This window comes from Sphingomonas suaedae (assembly GCF_007833215.1).
Lineage (GTDB): Bacteria > Pseudomonadota > Alphaproteobacteria > Sphingomonadales > Sphingomonadaceae > Sphingomonas > Sphingomonas suaedae.
The window spans coordinates 1,924,814-1,941,602 of record NZ_CP042239.1 but is presented as its reverse complement, the minus strand read 5'-3'; the positions used below and the strand labels follow the sequence as shown (position 1 = coordinate 1,941,602).

The following is a 16,789-nucleotide window of genomic DNA, read 5'->3' as shown; positions in this document are numbered from 1 at the left end:
TATCAAAATAGGAACGTCAATTCTAATTTCTAAATGCGCGAACATTCTGATTCGCTAGGAGGGGTAATGCGGTTCTCGGTGTTTCTTAACGCGCGGTCGATGCGTCCGGAGGATGACCGGCAGTTGATGCACGACCTGGAGACCCATGCCATCCTGGCACGGGACCGGGGGTTCTCTGCGATCTTCATGCCGGACCACCATTTCAACGGGTACATGCCGCTGGCCAGCGACAGCTTCATCTTCGCCGCCTATCTCGCGGCGAAGATGCCCGAGATACACTTCGGCTTTTCGGTGGTGTCGGTGCCGCTGCATCACCCGGTGCGCTTCGTCGAGCGGATCAATCTGTTGGATCAGATCACCGACGGCAAGCTGCTGGTCGGCGTGGGCAGCGGGACGACGCCCGAGGAGATGATCGGGTTCGGCGTCAACTACAAGGATGCCGGCACCGTCTCCGAACGTAACCTCGAACTGGCCGAGCAACTCTGGGCCAAGGGCATGGAAGACCCGGCGATCGAGATCGACAATGGCCCGCACCAGGGGCGCGTGCTCCAGCGGATCGCGCCCGCGGCCTACACGCCGGGCCATGCCCGCCTGATGCCGGTTGCGATGAAGGAAAGCAGTGCGCGCCGCGCCGCGACGCACGGCTGGCCGGCGTTCATCCCGGCCTTCACCCCGCCGAACATCGGTGGGACCGAACCCTTTATCCATGTGAAGAAGTATTTCGACGCCTATCGCGCGATGCTGGATGAGGCAGGACATGACGCGCCCACGATCGCATCTGCGCTCGACTGGACGACGCACACCTATCAGGCCGTGCACGTCGCCGAAACCGACGAGCAGGCCCGGGACGAGTTGATGGTGATCCTGCGGTCCTATCAGGACGCGATCGAGCGCGAAGCCGAATTCAACGCCCGCGCGGAATCCGACGATGCCAATCGCAAGACGGATCGCACACCGAATGCGCTCACCGATGACTGGATCGGTACCTGGTGCCTCTATGGTTCACCGGAGACCGTGATTGAGCATCTGAAACCCTATCAGGCTTTGGGCATCGGCAACATCCTGTGCGGAACCGTGACCGGGCCGCTGACGGAAGAGCGCCTTCGCCTGGGCAACCAGACGCTCGATCTCCTGTCGCGGAAGGTCATGCCCGCATTCGGCGGCGGTCGCGCGTGACGCGGATCGTCGGCATCGGCGGCACGTTGCGGGCGGGGTCGTCGAGCGAGCGGCTCGCGCGCGCCGTACTCGATTGCTGCGGCGCGCAAGGCGCCGACACGACGATGTTCGACGGGCCGTTCCTGGCACAACTGCCGCATTACGACCCCGGCGCGCCGACACGGTGTGCGGCGGAGCAAGCCCTGGTCGACGCGGTGCGGGAGGCTGACGCGATCGTCATCGCCTCTCCCGGCTATCACGGCGGCATTTCCGGGCTGGTCAAGAACGCGATCGATTTGCTGGAGGAAACTGCCCGCGACGATCGCCCCTATTTCGACGCACGACCGGTCGGGCTCATTGTATCGGCCGCGGGGTGGCAGGCGACGGGCGTGACGCTCGCGGCGCTGCGCGGGGTCACCCATGCGATGCGCGGCTGGCCGACGCCGCTCGGCATCGCAATCAATTCGGTCGAGCAGCGTCCTTTCGATGCCGAGGGTGCCCTCGTCGACGCTCATATCGCAGTCCAGATCGAGGCGCTTGCGCGTCAGTTATTGCGGCCGGTCGGCCTTTCCAGGGCGGCTTGACTCGGACTTAAACAAAACTAAAATAATGGTTCTATTTAGTAGACGCGGGACGTTACCCGCGCTTAAATTGGGAGGGGATAATGGGTATGTTCACGTTCAAGTCGTGCCTGTTGATGGGCACCGCAGCACTCGCCGTTACGCCAGTCATGGCGCAGGACAGGCCGTCGGCGCCGGCCTCGGATGTCGAGGAAATCGTCGTCACCGCACAAAACCGCGCCGAGAGCGTGCAGGACGTGCCGATCGCCATCAACGTCGTGTCCGGCGAGGCCCTGCAGGACGCCGGTGTGACGGATCTGCGCGAGCTTGACCGAGTCGCGTCGGGTGTTCAGATCACGCAGGACCAGCAGAATACTTATGTCGCGGTGCGCGGCATCGGCACCGCCAGCAACAATGAGACGCAGGACACCTCGGTCACGATCAACATCGATGGCGAGTACATCAACCGCACCACGGTGCTTAACGCAGCGGTCTTCGATCTCGAACGCGTCGAGGTGCTGCGCGGGCCCCAAGGCACGCTCTACGGCCGCAACGCAACGGCGGGTGCGGTCAATTTCATCACGCGCAAGCCGGGCGACACGTTCAGTGTCAACGGGTCGGCGAGCTACGGCAATTATGACCAGATCATCCTGAACGCCGGGGTCGATCTGCCCATCTCAGACGGCTTCGCGATCCGCGCGTCGGGCATCTATTCGAACCGCGGAACGGGTTACACCTTTCATCCGAACATGGCTGGGCTGCGCGCTGGCAATCCGCTTGCCGGCAAGCCCTATCAGCCGAACTATGCGGACCGCAGCGGTACTCAGGACCTCAAGGGCGGGCGCTTGTCGGTCCGGTTCGAGCCGACCACCAACCTGCGCATCGATGCGGCGGTCGAATATGCCGACAGCTACGCGCTTCTCGAAAACTACGCCTATGTAGATTTGAACGCGGCGGGCAACGCACCGACCGCAGGCTGCGCATCGGGCGGCTATGTCGAAGTCGCGCCGTTGCAGCCGGGCACGCAGTGCATCCCGCTCAACACCAACTTCCTGGCGAACATCGACCGTAGCAGCTACAATGGCCCGACCACCGGGGTTGGCTATCAGTCGATGGAATCCCTAGCCGTGCGCGGTCGCATCGCCTATGACCTCGGCGATGCGACGGTGACCTATATCGGCGGTTATCGCCACACGGATTCGATCGAGCGTCCGACGCTGCCGCCCGCCTATGTGTTCCTCGACTTCGGGTCGAAGGTCGAAACCCAGAGCCACGAATTGCGGCTCAACGGCGAAGCCGGGAACATCCTCTATCAGGTCGGCGCCTTCTATTATCGCGAGGAGCTGAACCAGGAGAAGGGGCTGCACAATCCCTTCATCGGCCCGAATGGCAGCTACATCACCTATTTCCGCCGGTCGCCGGTGGTCAGCAAGAGCTGGTCGGTGTTCGGCCAGGTCGATGTCCCGATCACGGCGGAACTGACCGCGCAGGGCGGAATCCGCTACACCAAGGGTGATCGCGAGGCGGTGTACGAGAACTACAATTTCGTCTTCAACGCCGGACCCAACCCGCTGACCACTCCGGCGCCGGTCACGCTGAACCTCGCCCAGTCGGAGGATAATATCAGCTGGCTGGCGGGCCTGAACTACAAGCCCAACGCCAGCACCATGTTCTATGCAAAGGTCAGCACCGGCTTCAAGGGCGGCGGCTTCGACGCGGTCGGCACCTATGGGCCGGAGAAGAACACCGCCTATGAAACCGGCATGAAACTCGACTTCGGCGAGCGCAAGCAGCACCGGTTCAACCTGGCCGGTTTCTATTACGACTATGCCGGTCTGCAGAATGCCGTGCTGCTCGACAACACCAAGGGCGGCCAGATCTTCAACGCCGGCAAGGCGACGATCTGGGGCGTCGAGGCGGAATGGGACATCGAGCTCAACCAGTGGAACCGCTTCTACGGCAGCTTCAACTATCTGAATGCGAAATTCGATGACCTGGCCGCCGCCTATGCGGTGATCTGCGTCCCCGCCAGCGGTTGCGTCGCGCCGAACGATGCCAGCGTCGGCGACCTCGATCCGGTCACGCCGGGCGTGCAGGCGCCCAACCTCGCCGGGAACACGCCGCCGATGTCGCCGGAAGTCGTCATCTCGGTCGGATACGACCATATCTTCAGCCTGGGATCGGCCGGCACGATCACGGCAAGCGCCTTCTCGCGCTTCAAGAGCAAGTATTTCCTGACGATCTTCAACGAGCGTGACCTGACGCAAAAGGCGTTCACGCAGACCGACCTTTCGTTGACCTATCGTCCGGAGAACCGGAAGTTCTCCGTCGCCGGCTTCGTCCAGAATCTCGAGAACGAGCGGCCGATGGTATTCGGTGCGTTCGTGGCGGCAGGCCCCGATCGCGTGCTCAATGCGGGCTTCTCGCGGCCGCGCACTTATGGCGTGCGGGTCGGGTTCGACTTCTGATCGACCGACTGACGGGGCGGCCCTTACGGGTCGCCCCGGTTTCTTTTGGGTACAGGAAGCGGGGCAAGCCCTGTTTTGCTTTGCGGATCGCGAGGGAGCCGATCATGGCTGAGACCGTTGCCGGGACAGGCGTTTCACTTTCGCTTACCGAGCGGCTAAGCTATGGCTTCGGCGATTTCGGATACAGCCTTGCCTATAACATGGCGGGCGCCTTCCTGCTCTTCTACTATACCAATGTCGAAATGCTGCCGGCGGCGGCCGTCGGCACGATCTTCCTCGCGGCGCGGCTGCTCGATGCGGTGGTCGATATCCTCGTTGGCATAGCGGTCGACAAGACGCGGACCCGGTGGGGCCGGACGCGACCTTATTTCCTCTTCACCGCGATCCCCTATGCGCTGGTGCTCGTCCTCGTCTTCTCGGTGCCGGACTGGTCCGAGAATGCAAAGCTCATCTACGCGTTCCTGACCTTCAAGGCGCTCGGCGTGCTGATGTCGCTCGGATCGATCCCGTACACCGCGCTGATGCCGATGATGACGACCGATACGCGCCAGCGGCTCAAGCTGGGCGGCATGCGGTCGATCGGCACGTCGGTGTCGGTCATTCTCGGCACCGCGGCGACGATGCCGCTGGTCGGTCTGTTCGGCGGCGGCGACCAGCAGCGCGGATTCCAGGCGACGGCGATCCTGTTCGCCGGCTTGTCGCTGATCGCGCTGTTCATGCTGTTTCGCAACTGCAAGGAGCGGTTCGACGACGGCAGCTCGCCGCGGTTCGCCGTGATGCCGGCAATCGGCGAGATGCTGCGCAATCGCGCCTGGCTGATCTGCTTCGTGTTCACATTGCTCTATTTCGTGCGGTTCGGGACGATGATCTCGCTGACCGCCTTTTTCGCGATCGACGTGCTGGGGCATCCCTGGATGATCTCGATCCTGCTGCCGGCGATTTCCGGGACGCTGTTGATCGCGGCGTTCATCGCGCCGCCCGTGCTGTCGCGCACCGGCATCCGCAAGGGGTGTTTCGGTGCGATCATCGTTGCCATTGCGCTGTTCGCGATGCTGCCGCTGGCTGAGGATCGGCCACCGCTGTTTCTGGCGCTGTATGTCGCCGCGTCGATCGCCACATCGGTGACCATCACCGGCATCTTCACGATGGCGGCGGAGGCAGTCGACTATCATCAATCGCTGTTCGGGACGCGCAACGAGGGATTGCTGTCGTCGGGCATCAGCCTCGCCACCAAGATCGGCATGGCGGTCGGCACGGCGGCGATCGCCTATTCGCTGGCTGCGGCGGGCTATGTGCCGACGGCCGTCAGCGAGACCGCGCGCGAGACGATCCGCTGGTCCTATTATGGCTGGCCGATCGCCCTGCTCGCGCTGCAGGCGATCGTCGTGCTCGGCTGGCCGATGAACGCACGTCGGGCGCCGCAGCCGGCCTCCCCGGCGGAGGCCGCGGCCTGACTTCCATACGCTTTGTTCACCTCGTCATCGGAGTCTCGAATGCGGATCAAATCTGTCCTGATCGCCGTGGCCCTGTCGTGCGGTGCCGGCACTGCCATCGCGCAGACCGTGCCCGTCGCCGATATCCCGGTCACCGTCGACAATGTGCCATACGCGCCGCCGGAAACCGTGCAACGCGTCGCCACGCCGAACAATCCCGCCGAAGCGCTGCTGAAGGTGCTGATCATCAGTGGCCAGAACAGCTACGAGCATGACTGGACCGGCGTGAACAACCGGCTGCGCACCCAGCTCAAGGACACCGGCCGGTTCGACGTGCGCGTGACCGAGGATTTCGACGACGGCACGCTCGCCATGCTGAAGAAATACGACGTCGTCATCCTGAACTATTCCAGCCGCTGGAACTATGCCGACCAGAAGCAGCATGTCTGGTCGGACGCTGCCTTCAAGGCGCTGTACGACTATGTTGCGCAGGGCGGTGGACTGGTCGCCTACCACTCTTCCTTCACCTGGGGCCGCGACATTCCCGAATATCGCAAGCTGATCGGCGCGGTCATGGTGCCCGGCATCAGCCGCCGTTCGCCCCCCGACGCCTTCACGATCGAGATCGTCGATCGCGAGCATCCGATCACGCAGGGGCTGCGCCGCTATCACTGGAACTTCATGGAGGACAAGTACACCAACATGGTGTTCGATCCCGAAGCCAAGGTGCACGTGCTGGCGACCGCGATCGACGATCCCGCCGATTACGCGCCGGAGCGGGCCGGTCCCAAATACGACCCCAAGGCCTATGCGCCCGATCAGCTCAAGAAGATGGGCGGTATGGGCAAGCCGAACCCGCAGGTGTGGGTGCAGAATTACGGCAAGGGGCGCGTCTTCTCGATCACCCTCGGTCACGGCCCGGACACGATCCAGTATGATGGTTTCAAGACGCTGTTCGCACGGGGAACGGAGTGGGCCGCGACCGGCAAGGTCACGATCAAACCCTATGACAAGGCGGCCGAATTCACCGTCGGAAAATAGATCCCCGACAGGGGGTAAAAGGGGAAGGGGGCGGTGATCATCCGCCCCCTTTTTTGTCAGTAGGAAAAGGTTTCGGAGAAGGTGCGGTAGGGCACCGGCGGACGCGCCTCCAGCGATTGCGCCGAGTCCGTCCGATAGGTGTTGTTGCGCACCGTCACCGGTTCATCGGGCTTGGGCATGAAGACCGGCTTGCCGTCGTCGCCGATATACATCAGGTCGAAGTTGAAGCTGTCGTCCTGCGCGGCGGCCGCAAACGGGATCCAGCCCATCGAGTAGGGCGCGCGCGCCACCTCGAAACAGTGGAAGTGCCAGATCTTCCACTCGCCGTCCTGTTTGATGAAGTCGATGCCATATTTGAGATACACATTGTGCATCCACACCTTTTTCCCGTCGACCTCGACATTGGGTTCGAACATCCAGGCGGGCATCTTGGCGGCGTGTTCCGGCTTGGTCAGGCCTGACTCCAGGCCGTTGACGATCCAAAGGCCCTTGGCGGTCTGACCGTCTTCGGCCACCTCGATCACTGGAGTGGTCACATAGTGCATCACCAGCTTGCCGATCGGCGACGGGCGGTCGCGGTGATAGGCCATGATGCTGTCCCAGTTGGTGTATTTGCCCAGGTTCGAATATTGGGCGCTGATGCCGGGCGTCCCCTTCTTCGCCCAGAGCGGGATGATCTGCGCGTCCTGAAACGCATTGTGCAGGTACATGTAGCGCGAGAAGAGGTTCTCGACAGCCGAGCGATCGCGCGCGGCGCTGGTGGCGCGCTCGAGCTTCTCGATCTTCGCGCTGAGCTCGGCGACGCTGGGCGCCGCAGTCTGCGCCATGGCGTGCGGCGCGGCGGCGAACGCCGAAGTCGCTACGGCGAGTGCCAGGCTGTGCTTGAATTCCCTCATTCGGTCTCTCCCTAGGTTGAACTGGTTGCCTGGCGCCGCACAATGAACGCCGCCACGATCGCGGCGAGGCCGGCGAGCAGTGCGTTCTGCGGCAGTGCGCCGGTTTCGCCGCGCGCGAGATGGACCGCCGCCGCGCAGGCCTGATTGACGATCAGGTAGAGGGCGCCGCCGCGCGCAAAGCGGTGCCAACGCGCGCTGGCGGCGCCGAGCAGCAGCGCGAGCGCGGCGGCGAGTTCGGTCGCGCCGACGATGCGGCCAGCCGCGACGGGCAGGGCGAGCGTCCACGCATGATGCTGCGCGAGCACCGCGATGGAAGCGAAGGTCTTGAAATAGCCGAAGAACGCGAATGCGAACGCGAGCAGCAACGCGACGATCCTTGCGATACTGTTCGCGCCGCGAGCCACCCCGAGCTACCCCCTCATGTCAAATCCGGCCTTGACGCGACCGACTCTTTATAGAATGACGGTTCTAATTCGGATACATGGCGGGCGCAAGTGCCGGGGCCGGATACAGGCGGACAGGCCGCACCCGATGAAGCGAGAGGGTCTATGGGTACGATCAAGCGGGGCGTGAGCCTCTACAGCTATCAGAACGAGACGTTTCAGGGCAAAATGTCCCTGGAGGACTGCATCCGGACCAGCGCCGAGTTCGGCGCCTACGGCATCGAGGTGATCGGCGAGCAGACCTTCTGGGGCTGGCCCGAGGTCGGCGTCGAGGACGCGAAGATCGACGAGTGGCACCAGCTGATCGCCAAATATGACTGCGTCCCCGTCAGCCACGACTTCATGCTCGACTACAAGCGCTACAAGGGGCGCGAGATGCCGTTCGACGAGCAGGTCGCGAGCGTGCGGAACGACATCGATTTCGGCGCGCGGCTGGGTGCGAAATATATTCGCGCGCTCGTTTCGATCGCGCCCGAAGTGCTGGTCGCCGCCGCCCCCTATGCCGAGGAAAAGGGCATCAAGATCCTGATCGAGGTGCACGCGCCGCTGCACTTCGACCACCCGTGGATCGTCCGCCACGCCGAAGCCTTCGAAAAGAGCGGTTCGGACGCGCTCGGCTTCCTGCCCGACATGGGCATGTTCCTCCACGCCTATCCGCCGGTGATGGTCGAGAAGTTCAAGCGGCTCGGCGTGCCGGCGAACATCGCCGACTATATCGTCAAGGCCTATGCGGATCGCGTGCTCAGCGAATATGTGATCCTCAATGTCCAGGAGATGGGCGGCACCGGCCCGTCGATCGCGATGGCCGAGGTGCTGCGCCACAACGCCGCATACGAGCCCAAGCGGATGCTCGACTACATGCCGCGCATCCACAACATCCACGGCAAATTCTATCAGATGACCGCCGATTATGTTGAGCCGTCGATCCCCTATGACAAGATCGTCGCGGTGCTGAACCAGGGCGGTTACGACGGCTATATCTGCTCGGAATATGAGGGCAATCGCTGGATCGAGGACGCCGAGGAGCCCGACAGCGTCGAACAGGTGCGTCGCCAGCAGGTGATGCTGGCAAAGCTGATCGGCGAACCGACGCCGACGGCGCTGGCCGCGTAAGGGGAGGGCGGGACCATGATGGACAACAAGATGATCTGCACCGAGCAGTTCGAGAATTTCGTCGAGGATGGCGTGGTCAAGGGCTTCGCCTTCCTGGGCCGTCTGCCCTATTATCGCGGCCTCGGGCTCTCGATGGTCGAGGATATCCAGGTCACCGTGGACGGCGAGAAGATCGCGCGCGAGGATGTGCGCTTCTCGGTGCGTGGCAAGACCTACACGCTCGACGAGATGGAAACCGTCTATGACGATCGCTGGAACTTCGGGGAGAAGGCGCGGATCATCGCGCTGAAGCCGGGCGGCCTGGCACCGGGCAACCACCGGATCGAGTTCGCGGTGCGGATGCGGGTATCCTACCTGCCGTTCGTGCCGACGACCAGGGACAGCAAGGACCTGGCGCTCGCCGCCTGACCCATTCGGGCGGCGACGGGCACCGTGCCCCGCCGCCCGCCTGTCGCGCGTCCGCGCGCGGCGCAACGGATAGCGTTGATGACAGATCTGACTCTCGACCAGGCCGCCTCGCTGACCGCGGGCGGCGCGATGTGGTCGTCCGTGGCCATTGCCCAGGCGGGGATCCCGTCCTTCACGATGAGCGACGGTCCTATGGGCATCGCCAGCGGCAAGGTGGACGAGCGCGACATCGCCCGCCTGTCGCCCTGCGCCACCGCGCTGGGTGCCAGCTGGGACGTCGATCTGGCGCAGCGGATCGGCGTTCTGGTCGGGCAGGAAGCGGTCGGGCGCGGCGTCGACGCGGTGCTGGCCCCCAATATCAATCTGGCGCGCAGCCCGCTGGCGGGACGCGCCTTCGAATATTTTTCGGAAGACCCGCTGCTCGCCGGGATCATGGGTGCGGCCTGGATCACGGGCCTGCAATCGACCGGCACCGCGTCTGTGGCCAAGCACCTGGTCTGCAACGACAGCGAGACCGACCGCGACACGGTCGATGTCCGGGTCGACGAGCGGACGCTGCGCGAAGTCTATCTGCTCCCGTTCGAATTCGCCGCGCAGGCGGGGTGCGCCGGGATGCTCGCCGCCTATAACCGGGTCAACGGGCTGCACTGCGCGGAGCAGCATCACGTGCTCACCACTGTCGTCAAGGGCGAGTGGGACTATCGCGGCGCAATCATGAGCGACTGGTTCGGCACCCATTCGACCGAGCCGACACTGAACGCCGGACTCGACCTCGAAATGCCCGGACCCGCACGCTTTCTGGGCCTCAAGGCAGCGGCGGCGGTGGCATCGGGCAAGGTGACGCGCGCGCGCATCGACGATGCGGCTGCGCGCGTCGTGGGTCTGGCGCGCCGTGCGACGGGGGCCAAGACGACCCCGCTGAGTGCGGAGCAGATCGACGCGCTGCTGGTCGAAGCGGCGGCGGCGGGCTTCGTGCTGCTGCGCAACGCGGGCGATCTTCTTCCGCTGTCGCCGGAGGCGATCGACACGCTGGCGGTGATCGGCCCCAACGCCGCGTCCCCGTGTTTTCAGGGCGGAACCTTCGCCAAAATCTCGGTGTCGCCCGAGCTTGCCTCGCCGGTGGAGGCGATCCGCGGACGCTTCGGCGACCAGTGCGAAATCCTGTTCGAGCCAGGTGTGGACCCCGCACCGCGCCTGCCCGCCATGCCGGTACGCCCGGCGCGCGATCTCGGCGACGGCTGCGCGCGGGGCATGACGATCGACTATTTCGTCAGCGGCGACTGCACGGGCACCCCGCTGTCGAGCGAGACGCGCGACGCCAATTCGCTGGTGTGGTTCGTCGGGGTGCATGAACAGGCGCGGTTCGCGGAGGGCGGGTCGATCCGTGCGAGCGGGGTCTTCACCCCCGATCGCGACGGCATCCACCGCTTCCATCTCGGCGCCACCGGCGTCTCGCGCATGTGTGTCGACGGGGTCGAGATCGTTGCGACCACCCATTGCCCGCCGGGCGATGTCATGGGGGTACTCAAGGCCGGCGATTCGATGGTGGCTGAGGTCGAGCTGACCGCAGGCGAGCCGGTGGACGTCGTCGTCGAATTCAGCTTCGATCCCGCCCGCGTCCACGGCCTGTGGTACGGCATCCGCGCGCCGGGCAGCCGCGCGGAACTGCTCGCAGCCGCCGAAGCCGCTGCGCGCCGTGCCGATGCGGTGGTGCTGATGGTCGGTGAAACCTCGGACTCCAGCGTCGAGAGCAAGGACCGGCCCGATACGCTGCTTGCCGCCGATCAGATCGAACTGATCGCGCGGGTCACCGCCGCCAACCCGCGCACCGTCATCGTCGCCAATGTCGGCCACGCATTCGACACGTCATGGGAGGATCGCGCCGCCGCGCTGATCAGCGCCTGGTATCCCGGCGAGGGGTTTGCGCAGGCGATTGCCGAAGTGCTGGCGGGCGACCGCGAGCCGGGCGGACGGATGCCGGTCACGATCGCGCGGAATGAAGGCGATTATCCCGGCTATGCGCTCAAGCCCGATGCTGCGGGTCAGCTGCGCTACACCGACGGAGTCCGCTTCGGGTATCGCGGGCTGATCGCGGCGGGCAAGTCCGCGCGGCATTCGCTGGGGGCGGGGTTCGGCTATGCGCGCTTCGACTGGCAGGACGCCGCGGTCGAGGGCGATGCGGTCGCGGTGACCATCCGAAATATCGCGGCGCGCGCGGGGAGCGAGGTCGTCCAGGTCTATCGCGACGACCCGGAAGCAACGCTGGTCGGCTTCACCAAGGTACAGCTCGCGCCGGGCGAGAGCGCGCGGGTCCGCGTCCCCTTGACGCGCCGCCGCTTCATGCAGTGGGGCGAACAGGGCTGGACCGCGCTTGGCGACCGGGTCGCAGTGCGTGTCGCGCGCCATGCGGAGGATGCCGGGACGACGCTCACCGTCGACGTGACGGCCTTGCCAACCACCGGATTGTAACGCGGGGAGGCCGGCTATGCGGTTGCGAATGGGGATGATCGGCGGCGGACCGGGCGCGTTTATCGGCCCGATCCACCGCATCGCCGCCGAACTCGATCGCGAGATCGAGCTGGTTGCGGGCGTGTTCAGCAGCGATCCCGACCGATCGCGCGCGGCCGCCGCGGACTATCATATCGATCCCGACCGCGCCTATCCCGACCTCGACACGATGTTCGCAGGAGAGGCTGCGCGCGCGGACGGGATCGATTTCGTGTCGATCGTCAGTCCCAACCATCATCATCTGCCCGCCGCGCGCGCCGCGCTTACCGCCGGGGTCGCGGTGATGAGCGACAAGCCGATGACTGCGTCGCTGGCGGAGGCGCGCGCGCTGGCCGACCTCGTCGCGACCGCCGGGCGTCCCTATGCGCTCACCTACACCTATTCGGGCTATCCGCTGGTGCGCGAGGCGCGCGCGCGCATTGCCGCGGGCGCGATCGGGACGGTGCGCAAGGCCGTGGTCGAATATTCGCAGGGCTGGCTCGCTGGCCCCGCCGAGGGGAAGCAGGCGGAATGGCGTGTCGATCCGGCGCGGTCGGGCGCGGGCGGGTGCATCGGCGATATCGGGGTCCACGCCTTTCAGCTCGCCGAGTTCGTGACCGGGCTGCGCGTCACGCGCCTGCTCGCTGACCTTGCGGCGGTGGTCCCGGGTCGGGCGCTCGACGACGACTGCTCGGTCCTGCTGCGCTTCGACAATGGCGCGCGCGGCGTCCTGCTCGCCTCGCAGATCGAGGTGGGCGAGCTCAACGGGCTGCGCATCCGCGTCTATGGCGAGACCGGCGGGCTGACGTGGCGGCAGGAGACGCCCAACGACCTGACGCTGCATCATATCGACGGGCGCACCGAGATCGTCCGTGCGGGCGATGCGTCGCTCGGGCCCGATGCCCGCGCGCGGACCCGCACGCCTGGTGGGCATCCCGAGGGCTATCTGGAGGCGTTCGCCAATCTCTACCGCGATTTCGCCGCCCTGCTGCGGGGCGAGGTCGCGCCGCTGCTGCCCGACGCGACCGAGGGGCTGCGCGGCATGGCGTTCATCGAGACGGCGGTGACGGCAAGCCGCAACGAGGCCGGTTGGGTCGATCTGAAGCTATGAGGAGAGCGCGATGAAGACGTTGAAGGGACCGGGCATCTTCCTCGCCCAATTCGCGGGCGATGCCGCGCCGTTCAATTCGCTCGACAGCATCGCGGCCTGGGTCGCGTCGCTCGGATATAAGGGCATCCAGATTCCGAGCTGGGACAAGCGCCTGTTCGACCTCGACCGCGCCGCGGAGAGCCAGGATTATTGCGACGAAGTGGCGGGCATCGCCGCCTCGCATGGCCTCGTCATCACCGAGCTGTCGACGCATCTCCAGGGCCAGCTGGTCGCGGTGCATCCCGCCTATGACGCGCAGTTCGACGGCTTTGCGGCGGAGCATGTGCGCGACAATCCGGCGGCGCGGCAGCTATGGGCGGTGGATCAGGTGAAGAAGGCAGCGACCGCCAGCCGCCGCCTTGGCCTTGCCGCCCATGCCAGCTTCTCGGGCGCGCTCGCCTGGCCCTATGTCTATCCCTGGCCGCAGCGCCCGGCTGGCCTGATCGAGGATGCGTTCGACGAGCTGGCGCGACGCTGGCGCCCGATCCTCGATCATTTCGACGGCGAGGGCGTCGATATCGGCTTCGAGATCCACCCGGGCGAGGACCTGCACGACGGCGTGACGTTCGAGATGTTCCTCGAGCGTGTCGGCAATCATCCGCGCGCCAACATCCTGTACGATCCCAGCCATTTCGTGCTGCAGCAGCTCGATTATCTGGCGTTCATCGACATCTATCACGACCGCATCAAATGCTTCCACGTCAAGGATGCCGAGTTCCGTCCCAATGGCCGTTCGGGCGTCTATGGCGGGTACCAGGGCTGGGTCGACCGGCCCGGCCGCTTCCGCTCGCTCGGCGACGGACAGGTCGATTTCGGCGGCATCTTCTCGAAGATGGCGGCGAACGACTTTGCCGGCTGGGCGGTGCTCGAATGGGAATGCGCGCTCAAGCATCCCGAACAGGGGGCGGCGGAGGGCGCGCCGTTCATCGACCGCCACATCATTCGCGTCACCGACCATGCGTTCGACGATTTCGCGGCGGGTGGTGCCGATCGTGCGCTGAACAAGCGCATCATGGGGATTGGCTGATGGTCGCGGCGGAGCAGGGTGGCATCCTGCCGCGGCTCGGCTGGCCGACCCGCTTCGCCTTCATGGCCTGTGCCATGCCGGAGCTGATCAAGAGCTTCGCCTGGGACGCCTTCGTGCTGTTCTTCTATGCGCAGGTGGTCGGGCTCGACGGACTGCTGCTCGGTCTCGCGCTGGCGATCATCCTCGTCTTCGATGCTGTGGCGGACCCCTATATCGGGGCGCTGTCGGACCGGATGGACCGCGCGCCGCTCGGTCGTCGGCACACGCTGATGGCGGCGGCGGTCGTGCCGTTCGCGGTCGGCATCGCGATGGTGTTCCGCGTGCCGGGGGGACTTGAGCAATGGCAGATCTTTGCCTGGCTGCTCGGCTTCGGGCTGCTCGCGCGCGTCGGAATCTCCTTCTGGACCGTGCCGGCCTATGCGATGGGCGGCGAGCTGACGCGCGAGAGCGGCGAGCGCAATATCGTCGCGGTGATGCGCAACCTCGGCAATCAGCTCGCGATCCTGACCGTGCCCTGGGCGGCGTTCGCCTGGTTCTTCGTGCCCGGGGGTGGCTTCAGCAAGCCGCAGCTCAACCCGGCACCCTATCCCGATTTCGGGCTGTTCATCGCCGGGGCGGGGGCGGCGCTGATGGTCGTCGGCCTGATCGGCACCCGGGCGCGGATGCGCACGGTCGAGCAACTGGACCGGAGCATTGCAAGCGAGGCGCCCGAGACGCTGCTCCAGCTGTTCCGCCGCCTGGTCGCGGCGATCCGCATCACCCCCAATGTCGGGCGCTTGCTGCTCGTCGCGCTGCTCGTCCTGTTCACCAATTCGGTGGTCAACCAGCTGACGCTCCACCTCGCCACCTATTTCTGGCAGCTCGACGGCAGCTGGACCCCGCGGCTGCTGATCGCCGGGGTGCTGGGGTCGATGGTCGCGATGTTCCTCGCGCCCGCCTGGATGAAGCTGGTCGGCACGCGCGCGGCGATGATCTCCGGTCTTGCCGTGTTCTTCGTGGTGCAGGCCGGGGCGGTGCTGTTGCCGCTGTTCGGACTGTCGCCGCCGCCCGCCACCGCGGCGATCGGGGCATTCGTCTTCGCGTTCCGCGTGCTCGGCGGGCTCGCCTATGGCCTGTATGTCGTGCCGTTCAACACGGTAACCTACGATATCGGCGACGAGCATGAGGCGAACACCGGCAAACCGCAGCAGGGGCTGGTGGCGAGCTTCATGTTCATCGGGCTTCAGGTCGGCAGCGGGCTGGTCGCGCTGTTCGCCGGATCCTTCCTCGGCATCATCGACTTTCCCGTCGGGCTGCCGGTCGACCAAATGCCCCAGGACAAGGTGCGCGCATTGGCCTGGTTCTTCACCGGCCTGATCCTGGTGGCCGGAACGGCGATGGCCTGGCTGGTCGGCCGGTTCGATGTCTCGGCGGAAAAACAGGCGCGGATTCGGGCCAACCTCGCCCGGCTCCGCGCCATCGACGCTCAGCCGGAAGAGGTGAAGCCGGCCCCTGCGCCGTAGAACCTGACGGTGCCGTCGGTTTCGGTCGCGCTGACGCCGACGCACAGCTGGAGTCCGAACCGCAGCGGCAGCGCGGTTTCAAACGGCAATGTGGTCAGGCGGCGATTGGACCGCGGATAATAGTCGCGCCACTGTTCGGGTGGATCGAACGGCGCCGCTTCGCTCGGCGGCTCTGCCAGCCGTTCGGTCAGCGGCAGGCGCTCCATCCCGCCATGCTGCAGCACCATCCAATGAATCCGTGCGCCGTCCAGCACCTCCCACATCACCGAAAGTTCGGCGAGCGCCATCGCCGCTCCCGCGCGCGTGACAGGCGTTGGCAGCGGGAAGTGAAACCAGGCGTCCTTGCCCGCGCGCAAGCGGAAGCTCGAAAAGAAGCCGCGGTGCCACCCGAACCCATCGGACCAGTCCGCGCCGTCGACCGGCGCGAAATAATCGGTGCCGCGCTCCTGCGGCACGACGGCGGCGGAGGGCACCCAGATGCGGTCGACGATCGTCACGCCCATGTCGGCGCATTCCCTGCGAGCCACTTGATCGAACAGCCTGCGCTGGGTCGCTGCGGCTGGGGCGGCTGCCCGCCGGCCAGCAGCGCGTCCGCCGCACCGCGCAGGTCCGCGCCGGTCACCGGCAGGTCCGTCCGCAGCGGTGGCAGTCCCGGCACGGGCGGGCGGTTGATCTTGGGCCGGCTCGCGTCGAATTGCCCGGCATAGAATAGCCGCAGATCGCCATCGAACAGGAAGAAGTCGGGTGTGCAGATCGCCTCATAAGCGATCGCGACACGCTGATCGGGATCGTGGAGATAGGGAAAGGTGAAGCCGCGATCGGCAGCGAACGCGACCATGTGCTCGAAATCGTCCTCGGGGAACTCGACGATATCGTTCGACGAGATCGCCACCACCCCGATGCCGCGTTCCTGATACTCTCTGGCGAACGCGACGAATCCATCGATCAGATGCAGCACGAAGGGGCAGTGGTTGCAGATGAACGCGACGACCAGGCCCTCCGGACCCGCAACGTCCGCCAGCGTGCGCACGGTGCCGGTCGTGTCGGTGAGGGCGAAGTCGGGCGCGGGAGTGCCCAATGGCATCATGCGTGACATGCGAAGCATT

Annotated in this window: 15 protein-coding genes; 11 read left to right on the top strand and 4 right to left on the bottom strand. The window is 65.5% G+C overall.

All coding sequences use genetic code 11. The features are described 5' to 3' along the window. Positions 1-66: 66 nt before the first annotated feature. The 5 genes from FPZ54_RS09245 (at position 67) to FPZ54_RS09225 (ending at position 6,657) form a co-directional block, all read left to right on the top strand. The gene (locus FPZ54_RS09245) at positions 67-1,176 is read left to right on the top strand and encodes an LLM class flavin-dependent oxidoreductase (protein WP_145846598.1); all 1,110 of its coding nucleotides are present in this window, start codon (positions 67-69) and stop codon (positions 1,174-1,176) included. Then, positions 1,173-1,739, top strand: coding sequence for an NADPH-dependent FMN reductase (locus FPZ54_RS09240; RefSeq protein ID WP_145846596.1), 567 nt, complete (start codon positions 1,173-1,175; stop codon positions 1,737-1,739). The genes FPZ54_RS09245 and FPZ54_RS09240 overlap by 4 nt, the downstream gene beginning before the upstream one ends. A gap of 80 nt (positions 1,740-1,819) precedes the next feature. Further along, entirely contained in the window at positions 1,820-4,183 is a 2,364-nt protein-coding gene (locus FPZ54_RS09235) for a TonB-dependent receptor (protein ID WP_239019780.1), read from the top strand. 104 nt (positions 4,184-4,287) lie between these two features. Continuing rightward, entirely contained in the window at positions 4,288-5,637 is a 1,350-nt protein-coding gene (locus FPZ54_RS09230; protein WP_145846595.1) for an MFS transporter, read from the top strand. Between the two features lie 39 nt (positions 5,638-5,676). Continuing rightward, entirely contained in the window at positions 5,677-6,657 is a 981-nt protein-coding gene (locus tag FPZ54_RS09225; RefSeq protein ID WP_145846593.1) for a ThuA domain-containing protein, read from the top strand. Between the two features lie 56 nt (positions 6,658-6,713). Here the strand turns inward: FPZ54_RS09225 and FPZ54_RS09220 are convergent, their stop codons facing one another. Beyond that, positions 6,714-7,553 carry a nuclear transport factor 2 family protein gene (locus tag FPZ54_RS09220; protein WP_239019779.1) on the bottom strand — a complete coding sequence of 280 codons (840 nt, stop codon included), beginning with the start codon at positions 7,551-7,553 and terminating at the stop codon, positions 6,714-6,716. 11 nt (positions 7,554-7,564) lie between these two features. Continuing rightward, positions 7,565-7,918 carry a DoxX family protein gene (locus FPZ54_RS09215; RefSeq protein WP_186456978.1) on the bottom strand — a complete coding sequence of 118 codons (354 nt, stop codon included), beginning with the start codon at positions 7,916-7,918 and terminating at the stop codon, positions 7,565-7,567. Positions 7,919-8,101: 183 nt separating this feature from the next. On the opposite strand from FPZ54_RS09215, the gene FPZ54_RS09210 reads away from it, so the two are divergent. From FPZ54_RS09210 to FPZ54_RS09185, 6 genes are all read left to right on the top strand, one after another. Beyond that, positions 8,102-9,109 carry a sugar phosphate isomerase/epimerase family protein gene (locus tag FPZ54_RS09210; RefSeq protein WP_145846590.1) on the top strand — a complete coding sequence of 336 codons (1,008 nt, stop codon included), beginning with the start codon at positions 8,102-8,104 and terminating at the stop codon, positions 9,107-9,109. Positions 9,110-9,124: 15 nt separating this feature from the next. Further along, complete coding sequence (locus FPZ54_RS09205; protein ID WP_145846588.1) at positions 9,125-9,517, top strand: C-glycoside deglycosidase beta subunit domain-containing protein; 393 nt, start codon at positions 9,125-9,127, stop codon at positions 9,515-9,517. 78 nt (positions 9,518-9,595) lie between these two features. Further along, the gene (locus FPZ54_RS09200; protein WP_145846587.1) at positions 9,596-11,986 is read left to right on the top strand and encodes a beta-glucosidase; all 2,391 of its coding nucleotides are present in this window, start codon (positions 9,596-9,598) and stop codon (positions 11,984-11,986) included. Positions 11,987-12,002: 16 nt separating this feature from the next. After that, the gene (locus FPZ54_RS09195; RefSeq protein ID WP_145846585.1) at positions 12,003-13,115 is read left to right on the top strand and encodes a Gfo/Idh/MocA family protein; all 1,113 of its coding nucleotides are present in this window, start codon (positions 12,003-12,005) and stop codon (positions 13,113-13,115) included. A 10-nt stretch (positions 13,116-13,125) separates the two neighbouring features. Then, entirely contained in the window at positions 13,126-14,181 is a 1,056-nt protein-coding gene (locus FPZ54_RS09190; RefSeq protein ID WP_145846584.1) for a sugar phosphate isomerase/epimerase family protein, read from the top strand. Then, a complete protein-coding gene (locus tag FPZ54_RS09185; RefSeq protein ID WP_239019778.1) occupies positions 14,181-15,683 on the top strand; it encodes an MFS transporter in 1,503 nt (500 codons plus the stop codon). Before FPZ54_RS09190 ends, FPZ54_RS09185 begins: the two co-directional genes overlap by 1 nt. Here FPZ54_RS09185 and FPZ54_RS09180 read toward each other — a convergent pair. Together FPZ54_RS09180 and FPZ54_RS09175 are read right to left on the bottom strand one after the other, a co-directional pair. Then, entirely contained in the window at positions 15,647-16,186 is a 540-nt protein-coding gene (locus FPZ54_RS09180; protein WP_145846583.1) for a hypothetical protein, read from the bottom strand. The genes FPZ54_RS09185 and FPZ54_RS09180 overlap by 37 nt on opposite strands. Continuing rightward, on the bottom strand, positions 16,177-16,788 hold the full coding sequence (locus FPZ54_RS09175) for a thioredoxin family protein (RefSeq protein ID WP_145846581.1): 612 nt from the start codon (positions 16,786-16,788) through the stop codon (positions 16,177-16,179). Before FPZ54_RS09175 ends, FPZ54_RS09180 begins: the two co-directional genes overlap by 10 nt. Between the last annotated feature and the right edge of the window lies 1 nt (position 16,789).

What these genes read in the sequence shown, in the direction of transcription:
- FPZ54_RS09245 (WP_145846598.1), top strand. Translation starts at nt 67, where the DNA reads ATGCGGTTCTCGGTGTTTCTTAACGCGCGGTCGATGCGTCCGGAGGAT.
- FPZ54_RS09235 (WP_239019780.1), top strand. Translation starts at nt 1,820, where the DNA reads ATGGGTATGTTCACGTTCAAGTCGTGCCTGTTGATGGGCACCGCAGCA.
- FPZ54_RS09230 (WP_145846595.1), top strand. Translation starts at nt 4,288, where the DNA reads ATGGCTGAGACCGTTGCCGGGACAGGCGTTTCACTTTCGCTTACCGAG.
- FPZ54_RS09225 (WP_145846593.1), top strand. Translation starts at nt 5,677, where the DNA reads ATGCGGATCAAATCTGTCCTGATCGCCGTGGCCCTGTCGTGCGGTGCC.
- FPZ54_RS09220 (WP_239019779.1), bottom strand. Translation starts at nt 7,553, where the DNA reads ATGAGGGAATTCAAGCACAGCCTGGCACTCGCCGTAGCGACTTCGGCG.
- FPZ54_RS09210 (WP_145846590.1), top strand. Translation starts at nt 8,102, where the DNA reads ATGGGTACGATCAAGCGGGGCGTGAGCCTCTACAGCTATCAGAACGAG.
- FPZ54_RS09205 (WP_145846588.1), top strand. Translation starts at nt 9,125, where the DNA reads ATGATGGACAACAAGATGATCTGCACCGAGCAGTTCGAGAATTTCGTC.
- FPZ54_RS09200 (WP_145846587.1), top strand. Translation starts at nt 9,596, where the DNA reads ATGACAGATCTGACTCTCGACCAGGCCGCCTCGCTGACCGCGGGCGGC.
- FPZ54_RS09195 (WP_145846585.1), top strand. Translation starts at nt 12,003, where the DNA reads ATGCGGTTGCGAATGGGGATGATCGGCGGCGGACCGGGCGCGTTTATC.
- FPZ54_RS09190 (WP_145846584.1), top strand. Translation starts at nt 13,126, where the DNA reads ATGAAGACGTTGAAGGGACCGGGCATCTTCCTCGCCCAATTCGCGGGC.
- FPZ54_RS09185 (WP_239019778.1), top strand. Translation starts at nt 14,181, where the DNA reads ATGGTCGCGGCGGAGCAGGGTGGCATCCTGCCGCGGCTCGGCTGGCCG.
- FPZ54_RS09180 (WP_145846583.1), bottom strand. Translation starts at nt 16,186, where the DNA reads ATGGGCGTGACGATCGTCGACCGCATCTGGGTGCCCTCCGCCGCCGTC.
- FPZ54_RS09175 (WP_145846581.1), bottom strand. Translation starts at nt 16,788, where the DNA reads ATGCTTCGCATGTCACGCATGATGCCATTGGGCACTCCCGCGCCCGAC.